12 protein-coding genes are annotated in these 17,288 nt (G+C 41.6%); 7 read left to right on the plus strand and 5 right to left on the minus strand.

Annotated features, from left to right (window positions below; all coding sequences use genetic code 11):
• The first annotated feature begins 295 nt into the window (after nt 1-295).
• The 6 genes from BUC07_RS05760 (at nt 296) to BUC07_RS05785 (ending at nt 9,058) form a co-directional block, all read left to right on the plus strand.
• A complete protein-coding gene (locus tag BUC07_RS05760; protein WP_073166969.1) occupies nt 296-2,518 on the plus strand; it encodes a carbohydrate binding family 9 domain-containing protein in 2,223 nt (740 codons plus the stop codon).
• 259 nt (nt 2,519-2,777) lie between these two features.
• A complete protein-coding gene (locus BUC07_RS05765) occupies nt 2,778-3,788 on the plus strand; it encodes a sensor histidine kinase (protein WP_073166973.1) in 1,011 nt (336 codons plus the stop codon).
• On the plus strand, nt 3,781-4,476 hold the full coding sequence (locus BUC07_RS05770) for a LytR/AlgR family response regulator transcription factor (RefSeq protein WP_073166977.1): 696 nt from the start codon (nt 3,781-3,783) through the stop codon (nt 4,474-4,476). Before BUC07_RS05765 ends, BUC07_RS05770 begins: the two co-directional genes overlap by 8 nt.
• Before the next feature lie 93 nt (nt 4,477-4,569).
• Complete coding sequence (locus BUC07_RS05775) at nt 4,570-7,077, plus strand: glycoside hydrolase family 3 N-terminal domain-containing protein (protein ID WP_073166980.1); 2,508 nt, start codon at nt 4,570-4,572, stop codon at nt 7,075-7,077.
• A gap of 128 nt (nt 7,078-7,205) precedes the next feature.
• Nucleotides 7,206-8,156, plus strand: a complete 951-nt coding sequence (locus tag BUC07_RS05780) for a glycoside hydrolase family 43 protein (RefSeq protein ID WP_073166984.1) — start codon at nt 7,206-7,208, stop codon at nt 8,154-8,156.
• A gap of 68 nt (nt 8,157-8,224) precedes the next feature.
• Nucleotides 8,225-9,058 carry a CvfB family protein gene (locus BUC07_RS05785; RefSeq protein WP_073166987.1) on the plus strand — a complete coding sequence of 278 codons (834 nt, stop codon included), beginning with the start codon at nt 8,225-8,227 and terminating at the stop codon, nt 9,056-9,058.
• A 55-nt stretch (nt 9,059-9,113) separates the two neighbouring features.
• On the opposite strand, the gene BUC07_RS05790 is transcribed toward BUC07_RS05785, so the two are convergent.
• Nucleotides 9,114-9,590: a hypothetical protein gene (locus BUC07_RS05790; protein WP_073166991.1), complete on the minus strand. Its 477-nt coding sequence runs from the start codon at nt 9,588-9,590 to the stop codon at nt 9,114-9,116.
• A 517-nt stretch (nt 9,591-10,107) separates the two neighbouring features.
• Here BUC07_RS05790 and BUC07_RS05795 point away from each other — a divergent pair.
• The gene (locus BUC07_RS05795) at nt 10,108-11,652 is read left to right on the plus strand and encodes an alpha-N-arabinofuranosidase (RefSeq protein ID WP_083578120.1); all 1,545 of its coding nucleotides are present in this window, start codon (nt 10,108-10,110) and stop codon (nt 11,650-11,652) included.
• Between the two features lie 83 nt (nt 11,653-11,735).
• Here the strand turns inward: BUC07_RS05795 and BUC07_RS05800 are convergent, their stop codons facing one another.
• From BUC07_RS05800 to BUC07_RS05815, 4 genes are read right to left on the minus strand one after another with little or no spacing between them, the layout of a single operon-like run.
• The gene (locus BUC07_RS05800) at nt 11,736-12,908 is read right to left on the minus strand and encodes a DUF6340 family protein (protein WP_073166994.1); all 1,173 of its coding nucleotides are present in this window, start codon (nt 12,906-12,908) and stop codon (nt 11,736-11,738) included.
• On the minus strand, nt 12,892-13,935 hold the full coding sequence (locus tag BUC07_RS05805) for a DUF6340 family protein (RefSeq protein WP_073166997.1): 1,044 nt from the start codon (nt 13,933-13,935) through the stop codon (nt 12,892-12,894). The genes BUC07_RS05800 and BUC07_RS05805 overlap by 17 nt, the downstream gene beginning before the upstream one ends.
• Before the next feature lie 2 nt (nt 13,936-13,937).
• Nucleotides 13,938-14,990, minus strand: a complete 1,053-nt coding sequence (locus BUC07_RS05810) for a DUF6340 family protein (protein WP_073167000.1) — start codon at nt 14,988-14,990, stop codon at nt 13,938-13,940.
• Between the two features lie 15 nt (nt 14,991-15,005).
• Complete coding sequence (locus BUC07_RS05815; RefSeq protein WP_139279486.1) at nt 15,006-17,057, minus strand: hypothetical protein; 2,052 nt, start codon at nt 17,055-17,057, stop codon at nt 15,006-15,008.
• Between the last annotated feature and the right edge of the window lie 231 nt (nt 17,058-17,288).

The following is a 17,288-nucleotide window of genomic DNA, read 5'->3' on the forward strand; positions in this document are numbered from 1 at the left end:
CAGATTGAAACTGAATCAAGGAAAATGATCCAGTTCGACACTTATAAAAAAAAGTCTGACACCTCTTTATCAGGCTGTAATAACGTGTTAGATCTATTGTATGGAACAATAAATTTCCTGCAATATAGTTGAGATTATTCGTCTGATAAAGTAATTTAGGTTGATTACCTAAACCCTTGGTTAAACAGCCATTTATTTTTATATCGTGTTGTTCGACCTGTTTATTCTGTCATTTATCGATTCAAAATAAACTTTTCAAAAAAGCAGCTATCTTAGTTATAAAACCTTATTTGTTATGAAAAGAGAGTCAGCTGCTTTTTTAATTTTATCAGCCATTTTACTAATTGGATTTAACGTTTTTGGGCAGGATGGAGTGCAAATCAAACCGCTTTCCGGTGAAATTAATTTTGACGGGAAAGTTGAAGAACCGGCCTGGAAGCTCAGCACTGAATTTCCACTCACCATGCACTTTCCGGTTTTTAATAATCTGCCAACTGAAAAAAATGAAGTGTACATAACTTTTGACGATGAATACCTTTGGGTAGGAGCCATTTTGCATTACGAAGATATTTCTGACATCGTATCCACAAGTAAAAAACGTGATGAAGAATCTGAAAATTCCGACTCATTTGGAATTTTGCTCGATACTTATGATGATAATGAAAACGCGCTGGGATTTTTTACCATGCCCTCAGGATTAAAAATTGATTATTCCGTTTCAAATGACGGACAGGGCGGAGGGCCCGGTGGTGGAAGTATAAACTACACATGGGATTCTTTTTGGGATATAAAAACGGTAACCACCCCGAATGCCTGGCATGTTGAGATGCGCATCCCGTTTTCGAGTTTACGTTTTCAGAGTGCAAATGACATAACAGAAATGGGATTAATAATCAATCGTAAAATCAGTCATGTGAATGAAATTGACACCTGGCCGGCAATCGATACCAAATATGGCCGCGATGCCAATTTGCGCCCTTCTCTTGGAAAAACCATTGTTTTTGAAGGGATTGAATCACGAAATCCGGTTTATATTTCACCCTACCTCTTGGGAGGTACTTCAAAAAATTATGAGTTGAATGAAGCCGGAAATGAATATGTTAGCACCAGCGACCCGGAGTTTACCGGCGGCCTCGATGTGAAATACAACCTGAATAATAATCTCACCCTCGATTTTACGGTAAATACCGATTTTGCACAAGTGGAGGCCGATGATGAACAAGTAAATTTAACCCGCTACTCGCTGTTTTTCCCTGAAAAGCGGTTGTTTTTCCAGGAGCGCTCCGGTATTTTTAGTTATGAACTGGGAGGTCCGCAGGATTTGTTTTACAGCCGTAACATTGGAATTGCCAATCGTGAGCCGGTTGATATTTTAGGAGGCGTCCGACTGGTTGGACGGCTCGGAAAATGGGATGTCGGTTTTCTCAATATGAATACCACAAAATTTAATGGGAATCCAGCAGAAAATTTTGGAGTTGCACGGTTGAGAAAACAGGTCATCAATGAAAATTCTTACGTCGGCGGAATGGTAACTTCACGTGTTGATTTTGAAGGAAATTACAATGTGGCTTATGGCCTGGACGGGATTTTTAAAATTACTGACGTGGATTATGCAACTATAAAACTGGCACAGTCGCAGGATAATTCAATTGACTCAGAAATGCTTTCGCTCGACCCTACATTTTTCTCTTTTGAATTGCAACGCAGAGCAGAAGAAGGATTTTTGTATGGGGGGAAATATGCTTACTGGGGCAAAGACTTCATTCCGGCATCAGGATTCATTTTTATCAACAATATTCATGAGGTTAGAAGTACGCTCGGATACGGTTGGTTTCCCGGGGAAAATTCTACCATCTTTAAGTATTCTATCGAAAATGATTTTGAAATGACGAAGCGAATTTTGGATGGAAAAATTGAGCAAATGGAAGTTGCATTGCAGTTCAAAATGGACTTAAAAAGTGGAATAGGTATGTTTATATCTTACCAATACAATAAAGAAGGTTTAATACATGATTTTTATTTACCAAACAACATTGTTGTGATAGCCGATGATTATTCATATTGGAACCTGCGAACCCGCTTTAATACGCCCAGAACAAAAAAAGTTGTTGCGGATTTTAGTATTGACGGAGGAGGCTTTTATGACGGGAAACAGTTTTCAGTAGAATTTGAGCCTGAATTCAATCTTTCATCAAGTGTGCAATTATCAGCTACTTATAAACTGGATAAGGTCAATTTCCCTGATCAGAATCAAAGTTTTACCAACAACATTGCACGAATAAAAGCTACCTACATGCTGAATACAAAATTATCGATGAGTTCATTCATTCAGTACAATGAAATTGACAATATATTGCTGACCAATTTCCGGCTCAGGTACACTCCGCGCGATGGGAATAATTTATACCTGGTGCTCAACGACCTGAGAAATGCCGATAAAGCAGGAACAACACCCGAATTACCTGCTTTTATAAACCGGACGATACTGTTGAAATATACACATACGTTCAGGTTATGATGTTCGATATAAAAAAAGCCTGATACCTCTGTATCAGGCCGTGTTAACAAACTATATTTATTGTATGGAACAATAAACTTACTGCAATATAGCTTAGAGTAGTCAACAGGGAAAATATATTCGGCCGGCTACCTGTATTTCTGGTTGAATAGCCAGGTGTTTTCAAATCCTGTTGTTCAACCAGTTTATTCAGTTATTTATCGAATCCAAATAAACATTTCAAAAAAGGCAACTATCTTCGTTATAAAATAGTTAATGCATGGTACGACTTTTAAAAAGAGCAAACAAAGAATACCTGTTTCTGGGCATTTTCATAGCATTACTAATTTTCCTCGATATTTTTGATAGACACGAACCTGGACTGCAGTGGCATAAAGTGGTTTATAAACTCAATTATATTGTTGCTGCTCTCGTTGTTAATTATTTCCTGCTTCCACGCTATTTTTATACGAAAAAGTATGGCGCTTTTACATTTGGATTTTTAATTGTACTGGTGGCGGTTATTTTTGTAGATGAATTTTTTGTAGAATGGCTGTTTTATCGCAATTCGGCACGGTATGAAAACGTACTGTTTTTAATGACGCTTATCAAGAGTCTGCCTACAATTCTGCTCATGATCGGTTTTAAATTTGCCTGGGACGCCAATCAAAAACAACGAAAAATCGACACATTAAACAGGATGATTGCTGAAAGTGAATTACAGTTTTTGAATTCACAAATCAATCCTCATTTTCTGTTCAATAATTTAAATAACCTGTATGCTTTTGCGCTGGAGAATTCACCTAAAACTCCTGAAATTATCCTGCAACTTTCCTCCATTTTAAGGTATATGCTATATGATTGCCGGGATAAAACTGTATTGTTAAGCAAGGAATTAGATAATTTGAATGACTATGTAAAGCTTAGCGAACTTCAGTTAGATGATGAAGGGAGGGTTACTTTTAATATAGATGGTGAGCCGGGAAATTTACGAATTGCTCCGCTTATTCTAATGGTTTTTGTTGAAAACGCTTTTAAACATGCAACTGCCAGTCAGCTCAGCAATGTTCAGATTAATATTTCAGTAAAAATAGTTGATAATACCTTATCTTTTAATTGTGAAAATAATTATTCAGGACAAACCAATACCGATAACCTGAGCAAAGGAATTGGATTAAAAAATGTAAAGGGACGTTTGGGATTGAGTTATCCGGACAGGTATAAACTAACTATTGAAGCGAAGAAAAATTGGTATAAAGTTTTTTTAGAAATTGATTTATCAGATGATTAGCTGCATTGTAATAGAAGACCAGATGCCGGCCCGTAAAATTCTGCAAAGATACATTGGCGATGTAAATGAGCTGGATTTAAAGGGCTCGTTTTCAAATGCCCTGGATGCAATGGAGTATTTGCGTAATCATCAGATTGATTTGATATTTCTTGACATTCATTTGCCCAAACTCTCGGGCATCGATTTTTTAACGATATTAAACAAGAAACCTTTCGTTATCATAACTACAGCTTTCCCCGATTATGCTTTGCAGGGTTATGAACTTGAGGTGGTGGATTATCTTTTAAAACCTTTTTCTTTCGAACGCTTTTTAAAAGCAGTTGTAAAGGTGGAGCGTTTAACGAAAAATACTTCAACCTCTGCCGAAAGTAAAATACCTGAAAGCATTTTAATAAAAGAAGGATATGATTTTATTAAACTTAAATTTGATGATATTACATATATTCAGGCTGATGGAGATTATTCGCACATATTTTGTAAGAATAAAAAACACCATGTTTCATATTCTTTAAAATACTGGAAAGATAAATTACCAGTCAATCAATTCATCCAGATTCATCGTTCCTATATCGTTAATTTACAACTTGTAGAAAAAACATCCTCAAATTATATTGAAATAAATCAGGCTAAAATTCCACTTGGGAGAGTTTATAAAAAGAAATTTAAGGAGGCATTCAGTAACAGGTGAACATTAAACTTTATTAATCAGAAAAACAGAGAATTAAACGAACATTATTTAAACATATTTGATACTAACTATTAACGAGAAGGAGATAAACCAATGAGACTAATTAAAGACCTTACTTCCTCAAAAAACACCCTGATTATCCTTATTTCTTTTGCAGTAGCGATTTTATTTTTTGCCTGCAGCAAAACTGACGATTACCCAAGAAAAACCGATCCTCTCGGCTCGGGCAACATCAGGTGGGAAGAATCAGAGACTCCGGATGGCTGGACGATGGTTACAAATGAAGCAGGAACTACCCTCGGTTATTCGAAGAATTCAGGGCTACAGCTTATCCAGGTTGACGGATACGCATTTAAAGATCTCAACAAAAACAACCTGCTGGATGAATTTGAAGACTGGCGCGTTGATTTTGAAACCAGGGCGAAAAGCATGGTTGATGAAATTCCAACAGAACAGATGATGGGCATGAAAATGAATCCCTTTGGCAGTTGGACGGTTAATCCTGATTCACTCGATGCGATAATAAAGAATTCCCTGGACCTGGGCTATCGGCAGTTAAGGGCGCCTCGTGGAGGTAGAACTGACTCAAGGACAAAGGTAAATTGGAACAACATGGTACAGGAGTACATTGAAGGCCTTGACAATATTGTTTGCATTCCAGCGGTTTGGATAGATGACCCAAGGTCTGGCGACGTATCAAACTGGCCCAGCAATCTTGGTTTGGCTGCAACATTCGATCCTGAAGTTGGAGCGCAATTTGGCAGAATGATGTCGGAAGAATGGCGTGCCATGGGAATATCTATGCAGGTTGCCACACAAATGGACCTGGCAACAGAACCCCGCTGGAAACGTATCCCCGGCACGTTTGGAGAAGATCCCGCCCTTTCAATGGATGTGGCGAGAGCCGTCATCAACGGTTGGCAATCTACTTATGATGAAGAAGGGAATGATTTGGGTTGGGGCAAACACAGTGTGAATAACCAGATGAAACACTGGCCCGGAGACGGCGCGGCCGAAGGCGGCCGTGAGTCGCATACCCGCGACGGTGCATACAACGTATTTCCGGGCGGTCAGTTTTTTACGCATGTTCTGCCATTTGTAGCTTGCATGGACCTGCCCGGAAAAACAGAAACAGTAACAGCTGCTATGACAAACTATTCGGTTGGTATTGAGGAAGATGGATCGCCAGTGGGTGGTGAGCGCATTGGGACAAGCTACAGTGAATATAAAATCAATGAATTGTTAAGAGAAGATTATGGCTGGGACGGTTATATCCTGACCGACTTTGGCATTCTTACCAGCAAAAACTATGGTGTTGAAGATTTGACTCCGGTTGAAAAAAGACTGGCCACACTGGAAGCCGGATGTGATGCATTTGGAGGCGAAGGCGGTGCTCTGCAGGAAAGTGTTGACTTGGCAATGGAGGCTTATGAGTTGGGAGTTGCCAATCTGGGAAAAATAGAAATGGATGAAATTATGAAAAAAGGGACTGAGCGGATGCTTAGAACTCACTTCAATATCGGCATCGTTGACAATCCATATCTCGATTTTAAAGTGGCCGAATCCACATCCCTGAAACCTGAACATGAAGCGGCTGCACATCAGGCACATCTTAAATCTGTTGTTATGCTGAAAAACAGCGGCAACATTATTCAAAAGGCATCAGCAGAAACCGAAAAACCAAAAGTATATATTCCCAGGTTATATACAGCAGCAACAGGTGGATGGCGAAGGACACCGGCATCTGCTGAACCGGGATTCGACCTTGAGGTAGCCGGAGAGTATTACGATGTGTTAACTGATGCACTGGCCGAAACGTTTACCGGCCCGGCGGATGACAAGGGAAATCCAACGTTATCAGAAAACGACATCATCCGTGCATCCAAAAATGAAATAGCGAAATGTGATTTTGCCATAGTGCGAATTAGCAATCCTAAAAACGGGAATCCAACTTTTATGGAGTCAGGGGGCATGAGAGAAGGCCCGGGATCTGAAAATAGCATAACCGATCGTGAGGAATATACATATCTGCCAATTTCGCTGCAGTATCGGCCGTACACTGCCAATTCAGAATTTGTGCGCCGCGAGTCACTTGGAGGAGATATGATTGAGGTGACAGAAAACGGAACTAAAAAACTGGTAAAGGAGAATCGCTCCTATTTTGGAGAAACAGGAATCATCACGAATGAAAGTCATTTGGATCTTGTGCTGAACACCGCATCTGTTGCTGACAAAGTTATTGTTGTGGTTGACATGTCGAATCCAATGGTTTTCAGTGAATTCGAAAGTGAGGTGGATGCTATCCTTGTAGGATTTGGTGGAAACAGGGCTTCTAATGTGCCCGACAAAGCATTTCTTGAGATCATTTCCGGCCAGGTAGAACCATCCGGGTTGCTGCCGCTACAAATGCCTGCAAACATGGAAACCGTTGAGGCACAGTTTGAAGATGTACCGAGAGATATGGAATGTCATGTTGATTCAGAAGGAAATTCGTACGATTTCGCCTTTGGATTGAACTGGAACGGAGTAATCGACGATAAGCGAACAACCAAATACAATGTTCAGCCGATTGTAGGTGAGCCTCCTGTCAGCATGAAATAAAACTAAATTTAATAACCTTTCGTCGCCTTTTGCAAAAAACAAAAAAGCTAAAACAGTTTCAATCAATTTTTAATAGTTTTGAAGCGGTTAAGGAGTCGAATTCAAGATAATTATTTCATACTCAAAAAATGAATAATAAAATCAAAATTATTTTTGTAGTCTTTTGTTTATCCTGTTTAGGATTTCAGGTTTTTTCACAGAATAGTGATGAGGTTTACATGTTTTCCTTTTTCCAGGGAAATGGCGAAGATGGTTTGCATCTGGCCTACAGTTACGACGGCCTGACCTGGGAGGCGCTGAACAACAATCAATCGTTTTTAATGCCGCAGGTGGGCAACGACAAACTCATGCGCGACCCGTGTGTCATTTCCGGTCCCGACGGCAAATACCACATGGTGTGGACCGTGAGCTGGAACGAAGAAGGAATCGGGTACGCCAGTTCCGAAGATTTAATCAACTGGTCGGAGCAAAAGTACATCCCGGTGATGGAGCACGAACCCACAGCCCGCAACTGCTGGGCACCTGAGGTTTTTTACGATGAAGCGTCGGAACAGTACATAATTTTCTGGTCCACCACCATTCCCGGCCGGTTTCCGGAAAGTGCATCCACCGGCGACGACAGTTACAACCACCGCATGTATTACGTAACCACCAAAGATTTTGAAACCTTCAGCGGAACGCAACTTTTCTATGATAAAGGTTTTAATGTGATTGACGGCACGCTGGCGAAAGAAGACGGGAAATACATTCTTTTTCTGAAAGATGAAACCCGCCATCCGGCCGAGAAAAATATACGGGTGGCTACCAGCAATCAGCTTACAGAAGGCTACAGCAAACCCGGCGAGCCCATCACCGGCGACTACTGGGCCGAGGGACCGACTCCGTTGAAAATGGGCGAACACAGGGTGGTGTATTTCGATAAATACATCGACCACAATATGGGCGCGGTGCGCTCGTCCGACCTCGAAAACTGGGAAGACATTTCCGACCAGATAAACTTCCCGGAAGGAACACGGCACGGAACGGTTTTTAAAGTACCGGGGGAAATTTTTGAAAAACTGTTGAAAGAAACTCCTTAGTCATAGCCTCACTTTGAGTGAGACTATGACTTGTGGAAAACCTGAAATCAATTCATTAAAAAAATACAATGGCAGAAATAGGCAAAATAAATATCCTGAGCGTAGTACGGGAAACGGAGAACGGTGTTTACTTAGATGGCGAAAACCTGGGTGAAATTTTAATGCCCCGTAAGTTTGTAACCGACGAGGTAAAAGCCAGTGAGCAGGCTACAGTGTTCATCTATTCCGATTCGGAAGACCGGCTGGTGGCTACCACCGAAAATCCGCTGGCGATGGTGGGTGAATTTGCATTTTTAAAAGTGATTGAAACCAACCGTTTCGGGGCTTTTCTCGATTGGGGCCTGCCTAAAGATTTGCTGGTGCCCATGAGCGAACAAAAAGCAAAAATGACGGAAGGCAAAACCTACCTGGTTCATGTTTTTCTGGATGAAAAAACCAACCGGATTGCAGCCTCCGCAAAAATCGATAAGTTTTTGGACAACGTTCCTCCTGGTTATGTACCCGGCGAAAAAGTGGACCTGCTTATTGCCGAAGAAACTGAAATCGGATACAAGGCCATTGTGAACAAACAGCACTGGGGAATTTTGTACAAGAATCAGGTTTTCAGACCCCTTTCACCCGGTGAAAAGCTGGAGGGTTTCATCAATAAAATCCGGGACGATGATAAAATTGATTTACTGCTTGAAAAACCGGGTTACGGGAAAATTGACCCCATTTCAGAAAAACTGCTGGAAACCCTGCGCGAAAATAACGGCTTCCTTGCGTTAAATGACAAAACTTCACCCGAAATCATCCAGTCGTTGCTGGGAATCAGCAAAAAGAATTTTAAAAAGGCTGTCGGCAATCTTTATAAGAAAAAGCGAATCGAATTTAAATCGGATGGGATTAAGTTAATCGGATGATTAACGAAAGAGGCACACATTATTACTATGCGCCAGCGGGGGATTTTTGTTTTTTTTAAATATGGTCTTTAACAATTTCAACAACTTTGATTTCTTTTTTATTAGAGGGCTTTTTAATTACAGTATGGTATTTTGCGCCAGAAGCAACCGTTGTTAAATCTGTTAAAAAAGTTATAGTGTAAACAATTTTTTTATTGTTTTCCTCCACTTTTTCTTCAAATAAAGAAACTCCGGTAGTAAAACTTTTGCTTCCAATTATTACAACGTATTCGTTAAAATCGATTTGTGGCATACAATCGCTATTAATATAGACGCTTAATTTTTGTTGAGAATTAATTATGTAGTAATTATTGGAATAACCGGGTTTAAAGTTCCATGTGTAATTTTCACATCCGAAATCAGAGAATTTTAATAATTCTATTTCAGTTAACTCCTCGTCTTCTTCTTTTTCACAACCAGACATCAGCAAAGCCGCACAAATAGGCAACAGGAGCAGGAAGCTGGCAAGTAATTCTATTTTTTTTGTTTTCATTATTTCAAGTGTTTAGTAGAGAATGATTTGTACAACGTGCTTTTTGATATTCAAGGCAACCAGAGTTACCAAGCATAAGAGCAAATCGGATTGGTTTTTTTGCTTTTGGTTGGCATTTTCCCGGAGTGATTCCACCTTGTGGTTTCCTGGGAAATATGTGTTATGGGCTGTGTTTCATCATACTATTGGTTTTAAAAGTTAATGTTTTGTTTGTTAAGATGCTAAAAGTTAAAATTTGGTTGCGTGCCTCCTGTTTTTTAAAATTATTGGTATTGTGTTTTTGTATATATGTTCAGAAAACGGGGAAAAGGTAACCCGGAAGATGGATGTTTTACAGCAGAGAATTTAAATGTGGTTTATGTGAGAAACAGTCATAGCCTCACTTTGAGTGAGACTATGACTTGTCAGGATAATCGTCATAAAATAGTTTTAAACAGGTCATCATCTGTTTGTTTTTTTGGTAGAGAGTTTTATATTTGTAGTAAAAGTTACTTTTATTCATCTTAAACCTACTGAAATGAACTTCAAAAGATTAATCCTTCCCGTTTTTTTACTGGTAGCCCTGTCTGCAACAGCACAAAATAAAATTGTAGTGAACACCGATCTCGGTAAAGAAAAAATCAGCCGCCACATTTACGGTCATTTTTCTGAACACCTCGGCCGCTGTATTTACGGCGGGTACTGGGTTGGCGAAGATTCCGACATTCCCAACACCAACGGCATCCGCAACGACGTGGTGGACGCCCTGCGCGAAATGGGAATTCCCAACCTGCGCTGGCCCGGCGGTTGCTTTGCCGACGAATACCACTGGATGGACGGCATCGGTCCGCGCGACGAACGCCCGACCATGATTAACACGCACTGGGGCGGGGTAACCGAAAACAACCATTTTGGCACCCACGAATTTTTGGAACTCTGCAACCAGTTAGATACCGAACCGGTAATTTGCGGAAACCTCGGCAGCGGAACGGTTCAGGAAATGTCGCAATGGGTGGAGTACCTCAACTCCGGCAACATCAGCCCGATGACCGATCTGCGCAAATCCAACGGTCGTGAAGAACCCTGGGGCGTAAAATACTGGGGAGTTGGTAATGAAAACTGGGGCTGCGGCGGAAACATGACTGCCGAGTATTATGCCAACGAAATGAAACGCTATTCCACTTACACCAAAAATTACGGAGACAACCGTTTGTACCGTGTTGCCTGCGGGCCAAGCGGCGCTGATTACCACTGGATGGAAACACTGATGCGCGATGGGGCACCGGGCAGAAGCTTCCAGGGAATTTCGCTGCATTATTACACAGTAGCGCATTCATGGGGCGATAAAGGATCGGCAACCGATTTCGATGAAAACGATTACTTTTTAACCATGAGCAAAACGCTGTTTATGGATGAGCTGCTACGGAACCACATCAATATTATGGATCGTTACGATCCTCGAAACCGGGTAGGTTTGATTGTGGATGAATGGGGCAATTGGCACAATGTGGAGCCGGGAACAAACCCGGGTTTCCTCTATCAACAAAACACCCTGCGCGATGCCATGGTGGCTTCTGTTAATCTGGATTTATTCAACAACTACTGCCGCCGGGTAAAAATGGCCAACATTGCACAAACTGTGAATGTGCTGCAAGCCATGATCCTGACCAAAGACGATGAGATTGTTAAAACACCGTCCTACTACGTTTTTAAAATGTACAAAGTGCACTACGACGCAACCCTGCTTCCTACTGATGTGGAATCTGAATTTTATTCGCACGACGGTGAGAGGATTCCGGCCATTTCAACCTCTGCCTCAAAAAGCGAAGACGGAACCATTCACATCACCATCAGCAACATCGACCCGAATGAAGCGCTCGATTTAACCTGCGAACTGCGCGGACTGGAAAATGTAAGTTTTGAAAGGGGCGAAATTATTACCGGTGAAAAAGTAAATTCCTACAACGATTTTGGAGAAGCCGAAGAGGTTTCATCCGCATCTTTCAGTGATGTTAAAGTAAACGGAAATCAATTGGAGGTAAATCTTCCGGCTAAATCGATTGTGATGCTGGAGCTGAGGTAGTTGCGGAATTGTTTTCAGTCAATACAAAATATCAAAAGCAGTTATCCTGGAAAATGGGTAGCTGCTTTTTAATTGTAAAGAAACTACAATTTAATTTGTTTTTCAATGATTTTTAAATCCCGTTTACGGGTCGATAAAATCCGGATGTAATCTTTACAGTTTTCGGCATGAAGTTTATTTTCTTCTCCAAAAACGTGGTACGATTTTACGGCCCAGTCGATGGCTGCATCCAGGTAACCTTCCATTTCGGAGGCCAGCGCCATGTTAAACATACTTTTTGCTGCAATCCTATCGTTTTTATTCTCAATGTTGGCTTTCCAGATTGCAGCAGCCTCTAACCATTTTCCTTCTGAAATGAATTTATCCGTTTTTCTTAACCCGGAATTTCCCGATTTGTAATACATCCGCTGAACCAGTTCCCAGTGGGGCACCAAAAATTCTGCAAAACTAATGGCTGATATTTGCGCTGCTTCTTTCAGGGCTTTTTCTCGTTGTGGCAGTTTTTGTAAAGATGCAAAGGCAGTGATTTCATCAGACTGCCACGAAATGGTGTCCACACGATTGTAAAAATACTGAAGTTCCTGGTCGGATAAATCATAAAAATTCCAGAAAGCCATATTAAAAACCAGATGGTAACTCTTATCAAGTTCAGGGTTGTAGCCAATACCATCGAGGCTGGAAAATAAATCAAACGACAATAGTATGTCGCACTGGGTTGTATCGGCAATTTGTTGTAATTTATTTTTTGAGTAAAGACCCAAGTCGGGGTCCAGTGTTATTTTGTTGGCAGCCAAACTGTCGGCAGGATAAGTGGTAAGAATGGAAGAAAGTTCGCGTGTTGAAAGGTTCCCCGGGGTTTCGTCCTCAGTTGTTAGCGAATCCGGTTTTATCAACTCATCTGAGAAGCGGGTTTCTTTATAGTTCCCAGGTTCAATATACACAATTGTATCAAAAAAATTCTGATACTTTAATGTCTCCAGAAATTCCCGGAAATAGATTTCGGATGCAATACTGTCAATGTTTGTTGTATCTCGCGCTGCAACCGATTCGATGGAGTATTCTGCAAACCACGGATTATACTGTGCATTGCTGTTGTTGTATCGCACGGCCACATTTTTATATTCAGGAGGAAAAACAATACTGGCGGGCACAAAAACTTCCAAGTCAATTGTTTGAATATTATTAAGCGTATTGCAGCCGGAAAGCAGCAACATTGCAGCTAAACCAGCTGACAGAAGCTTAACGCTGCTCTTCATTTTCCGTTTGGTTTAATTTTTTGAAATCTTTTTTACGCGTTTCGAGCGCTTTCCGGTATGAACGAATCATGTCCAGCTCCTCCTGGTTGCGGTAACTCTTTGCCAATTTATAGGCCGCTTCTAACCACTCTTCAGCCAAAGGAATATTATCTTTCAGTTCGTAGGCCAGCGCCATGTTGTAGCGGGCATTGATGGCAAGCTTTCCATTTTTATCATCGGCGTATTTTTCCCACAGCGCAATGGCTTGATCCCATTTTCCTTCTTCAAAATAGAGAGCAGCCTGTTCAAAGTCGGGTAGCGGCGGAACTGAATAAATGCGGTTAACCGTTTCCCATGACGCGTGAAACCGTTTGGCGTAATTTTCGCCTGCCAGTGCCGATGCCATTTGCAAGGCCTGCAGCCTGGGCGGCGGATTGTACCCTTTCTGGTAATTGCCCTGATTGTCGTAGCCGTTCCAGAAAACTGTATCAATAATTGTTTTTCGTTCAATAAGCCGTTCCCTGGCCGGATCGTAAATTCCCCACACCGCAGCGGTAATTACCTCGTTCGATTCCGGTATTTCAAAATTTTCAGGATAAGAGGCAAAAAAGTAGGAGAATGTTTCCAGTGCGATAAGTAAATCAGATTGGGTGGTGCCGGCAATTTTTTGGGTAAGTTCACCGGGCAACTCAGGCAAATGTTCTCCCGTGTGACGTTCAAACGAGCTATATGGAAACAGATGAACCTGTTGAAATGTATTGCTGCTTTTCAATTCTCTTGCCAATCCGTTCAGGCAGGAATAAACCATAATGCTGTCCAGCCCGTCGGGGTCGTTTTTTGTTTTTACCAGCCGGTAGTTGTTTTTGTAGAAATGCTGAAGGGTATCGTTGGGGTATTTAAAATTACGGTAAATTAGTGCCACGCTGTTTGCCGCAGGCGGAACAGCTGCCTCACCGGGTTTGTAAACATCTATAGGATATTCTTTATAAACCGTGCATGACGTAAACAAAACCAACAGTGAAATTATGGGCAATAAAAGGCGGTTCATAGTTATTTGTTTTTTAGTTCGCTTTTTCTTCTTTCCAGAATTTGTAAGTATTCATACGTAATTGGGCGGTACATGGTGTTGTACGATTTTAGTGCCCACGAAACAGCAGCGTTTAAATCGCCCAGAATTTCGTTACCGACGGCGATATTGTATTGCGCTTTACTTCGTAATGTTTTTGAACCGGCATTTTCGCTGATCTCTTTCCACAAGGCAATGGCCGTTTGCCAGTCGCCAGAGTTTGCCAGCTGCGTGGCTTGCTTCATTTCAGTATTTCCCTTGATGAAAAAGTTGCGTTGTTCAGTGAACCAAATCATCGAAATTTTTTCTGAAAAATCGAGGGCAATGGAAATTCCGGCCTCGGTAAGTGCTTGTTTAACCGGTGTAAATTTAGTGAAGAGGTTTCTGGTCGATACGTCGGTATCTTCCCAGTAGAGCGTGTCGCGCAGGAATTCACGCATTAAAACTTTTTCCTGTGCCGGATCATAAACCCTGAAAAGTGCTTCGTACATGATTTGCATTTGCGCAGTGGCTGCCGAGAAAAATCCATCCTGAAAGGGGTCGAAATAGGATTCACTTCCGTAATCGGTTACCACCCTGGTTTTGAGGTGGTCGAGCGAAAGCACTGCATCGGTTTCAAAAGTTTGTGCAAGATTTTTTATCGTGTCCCAGGGCAGCGGAAGTCCGAAGAACGAACTCCTTTGCGGGGGCAAAAACCTGTTTTCAGGAATGACATAATCGTATCTTCCCGATTCAAACAGAAGTTCACCCAAAGCTTTCATCGTGGTGTCTGCCATTTGAAAGTCGTAAACAACAGTGTCGTAGCGGAAATTTTTTTCGTAGAATATATTTTGAAGTGAATCGGACGAGAGATCGGAATAGTTATTATCGACTGCCTGTGTTACAATGGTAAGGCTTTGGATGTTTGCCGGAAGATTTTTGGGAGCCGGTTCGGGTATTTCAATCAGCAACGACTGGGTGGAAACACATGAATAACCGAGTATCAAAAAAATCAATACTGTTAAGTAGTTTCCTGTTTTGCTGAATTTTTTTTTCATTGTCTAAAGCCTCAATTAGTAAATTCCCCAGTATTTTCTCAAAAACCATTCCACGCTCAGCAGCAGTAAAAAAACAAAGAACAGCCAGCGCAGGTTTAGCAATTCGTTTACCATTTCCTGAAAATAGCTGACAGGTTTAAACTGGTTACTGTTCTCAATTTCATCAACCAGCTGACTGGCCTGGCCGGGAAGGAAAAAGTTACCGCCGCTTTGTGAAGCCAGTTGATACAACATGCGGTGGTTGGCCCGGGTAACAACGTTTTCGAGGTTAACAGCGGTCACCGCAAAACTTCTTGTTTCGGTATAGGTTTCGTCACCAATGGTTACCTCCGATGTGAAATTGTAATTGCCTACCGGCAGCTTTCCGGCATTAAGTGTGTAGCTGTCGCCCTGCACGTCAAACGTGAAATGAAACTCTTCTCCCGTATCGTTAACAATATCTATGTTGACTTCTTCGGTTGTAATTCGCTCAAACGCATCGTTATACACTTCGGCTTTTAAAACAATATCGTCAATCTCGGCATAAACCGGCTGGAAATCAATCATGAAATTATCTTCATTTTCGCGAAGTGCCAGGTATTGCACCAGCTGGTTAATTAGTTCATTAAACTCATCGTGTGTTTGGTTGAAATAGTAGTTGTAAAGCCTCCAGCGCCAGATTCCCTCACCAAAAATATAGCCGGTTTTCCGGCCGTTTAAAGTGCCTGTTGCAATCAGCGGTTTCGATGTTTCAATGTTTTTTACTTTTTGATAGAGCAACGGTGTAAATCCCGGCTCAAGATTGTAATTTGCAAAAGGTACGAGCAGCGGCGGAAAGCGTAGAACAACCTCCCTGAAATTTTCGCTAATTGAGAAGGTGCCGTAAGCAGGATTGACAATTGCCTGGGTTTCCTCCGGCGAGCCGGCCATGGGGTTTATTTCAACACCTGTTGCCAGTGTGTTTAACTGGGGCAGAAATGTTTTGTTGCCCACTATAAACAGCAGCGGTACCCGGCTGTTCCGCGATTCAGAGATAATGTCGGCCATTGAAATGCCCGAACTGGGAAGCTGATTTAATACCACGAGGTTAAAATCGGACAGATTTGCAGGGTAGGGTTCTTCCGAAAATAGGGATACTTCGTAGGATTGTTGTTGTTCCAGTGTGCTTTTTATCGCTCCGTTATCGGGATGCGGCCCTTCGGAAAGAATCAGTATTTTTTGTTTGTTCTCCAAAACATTCACCACAAAACCAGCCGAATTGTTTTCTGTGTTGCGTTCATTTTCAGTTGTTTCAATTGTGGCGGTAAAATGTTTCAGTCCGGGGTCGCCCGAGTCGAGTATAAACTGGTGCGAAAAGAAATAATCGTTGTTGGGTGGGGTGATGACCGTTTCGGCCAGTTTTTCATTATCCTGAAAAACCGAGAGTTTTAACGGCTGCCCGGCCAGTTTTGAAAAACGGGTATCGAGTTCAACCGGAAAGCGGTTGCCTGAAAAAGAAGTCCGGTTTACCTTCACATCCTGAATCCGGGCATCGGCAACCACGGTAGTATCTCCCATCCCAATTGTGTACACAGGATAAGTAATTTCATCGGTCATGTTCACCGGGTTCATTCCCTGGTTGTAAATTCCGTCGCCGGCAATGACTACAGCGCCAATATTTTCATTAAAATGATTGTTGCTGATGGTAGTTAAAAGCTCGCTGTAATCGGATTTCTTTTCAGCAAAATTCAGGTCACCGTCCAGTTTGATGTCCTGCCCGAAAGTGTAGTTTACAACAGTATATTGGTCGCCTAACTCGCTTTCGACAAGTTCTTTGATTTCGTTAACCGACTGGGCAGCAGTTGCTGAATCGGCATCGGCAATTACCGACCCGGAATTATCCCACGCTGCAATCACAATCGGGTTTTGAACAATGCGTTTCAGGTTTTTTATAAATGGCGACAACAGCAAAAAGGCAATCAGAAAAAAGGAGATGAACCGCAAAACCATTAAAATGCGAACTTGGGTTTTGGTTAGCTCCCTGTTATCTTTGTTTTTAAAATAAAGTATAGAAACGATGCCGACAGCTGCAATTAGTATAGCCAGCAATATAAAAAACCAATAATTTGTGCCAAATGAAATCAATGTATTACCCCCTTCTTTTTACGACCGTAAATATACAGAACTCCTTTTTTAATATGCTGATTAATGCTTATAATTACATAAACCGCCTGCAAAACCTTGAAGCCGGTCAGGTTATCTCTGTTGACATCATCAGGGATGAGGAAGAAAAAGTCCTGCTGATTCAGCTTTAACTGAGATAACAAGAAAACTCTAAGG

Origin of the sequence: Tangfeifania diversioriginum (genome assembly GCF_900141875.1) — a bacterium.
GTDB lineage: Bacteria > Bacteroidota > Bacteroidia > Bacteroidales > Prolixibacteraceae > Tangfeifania > Tangfeifania diversioriginum.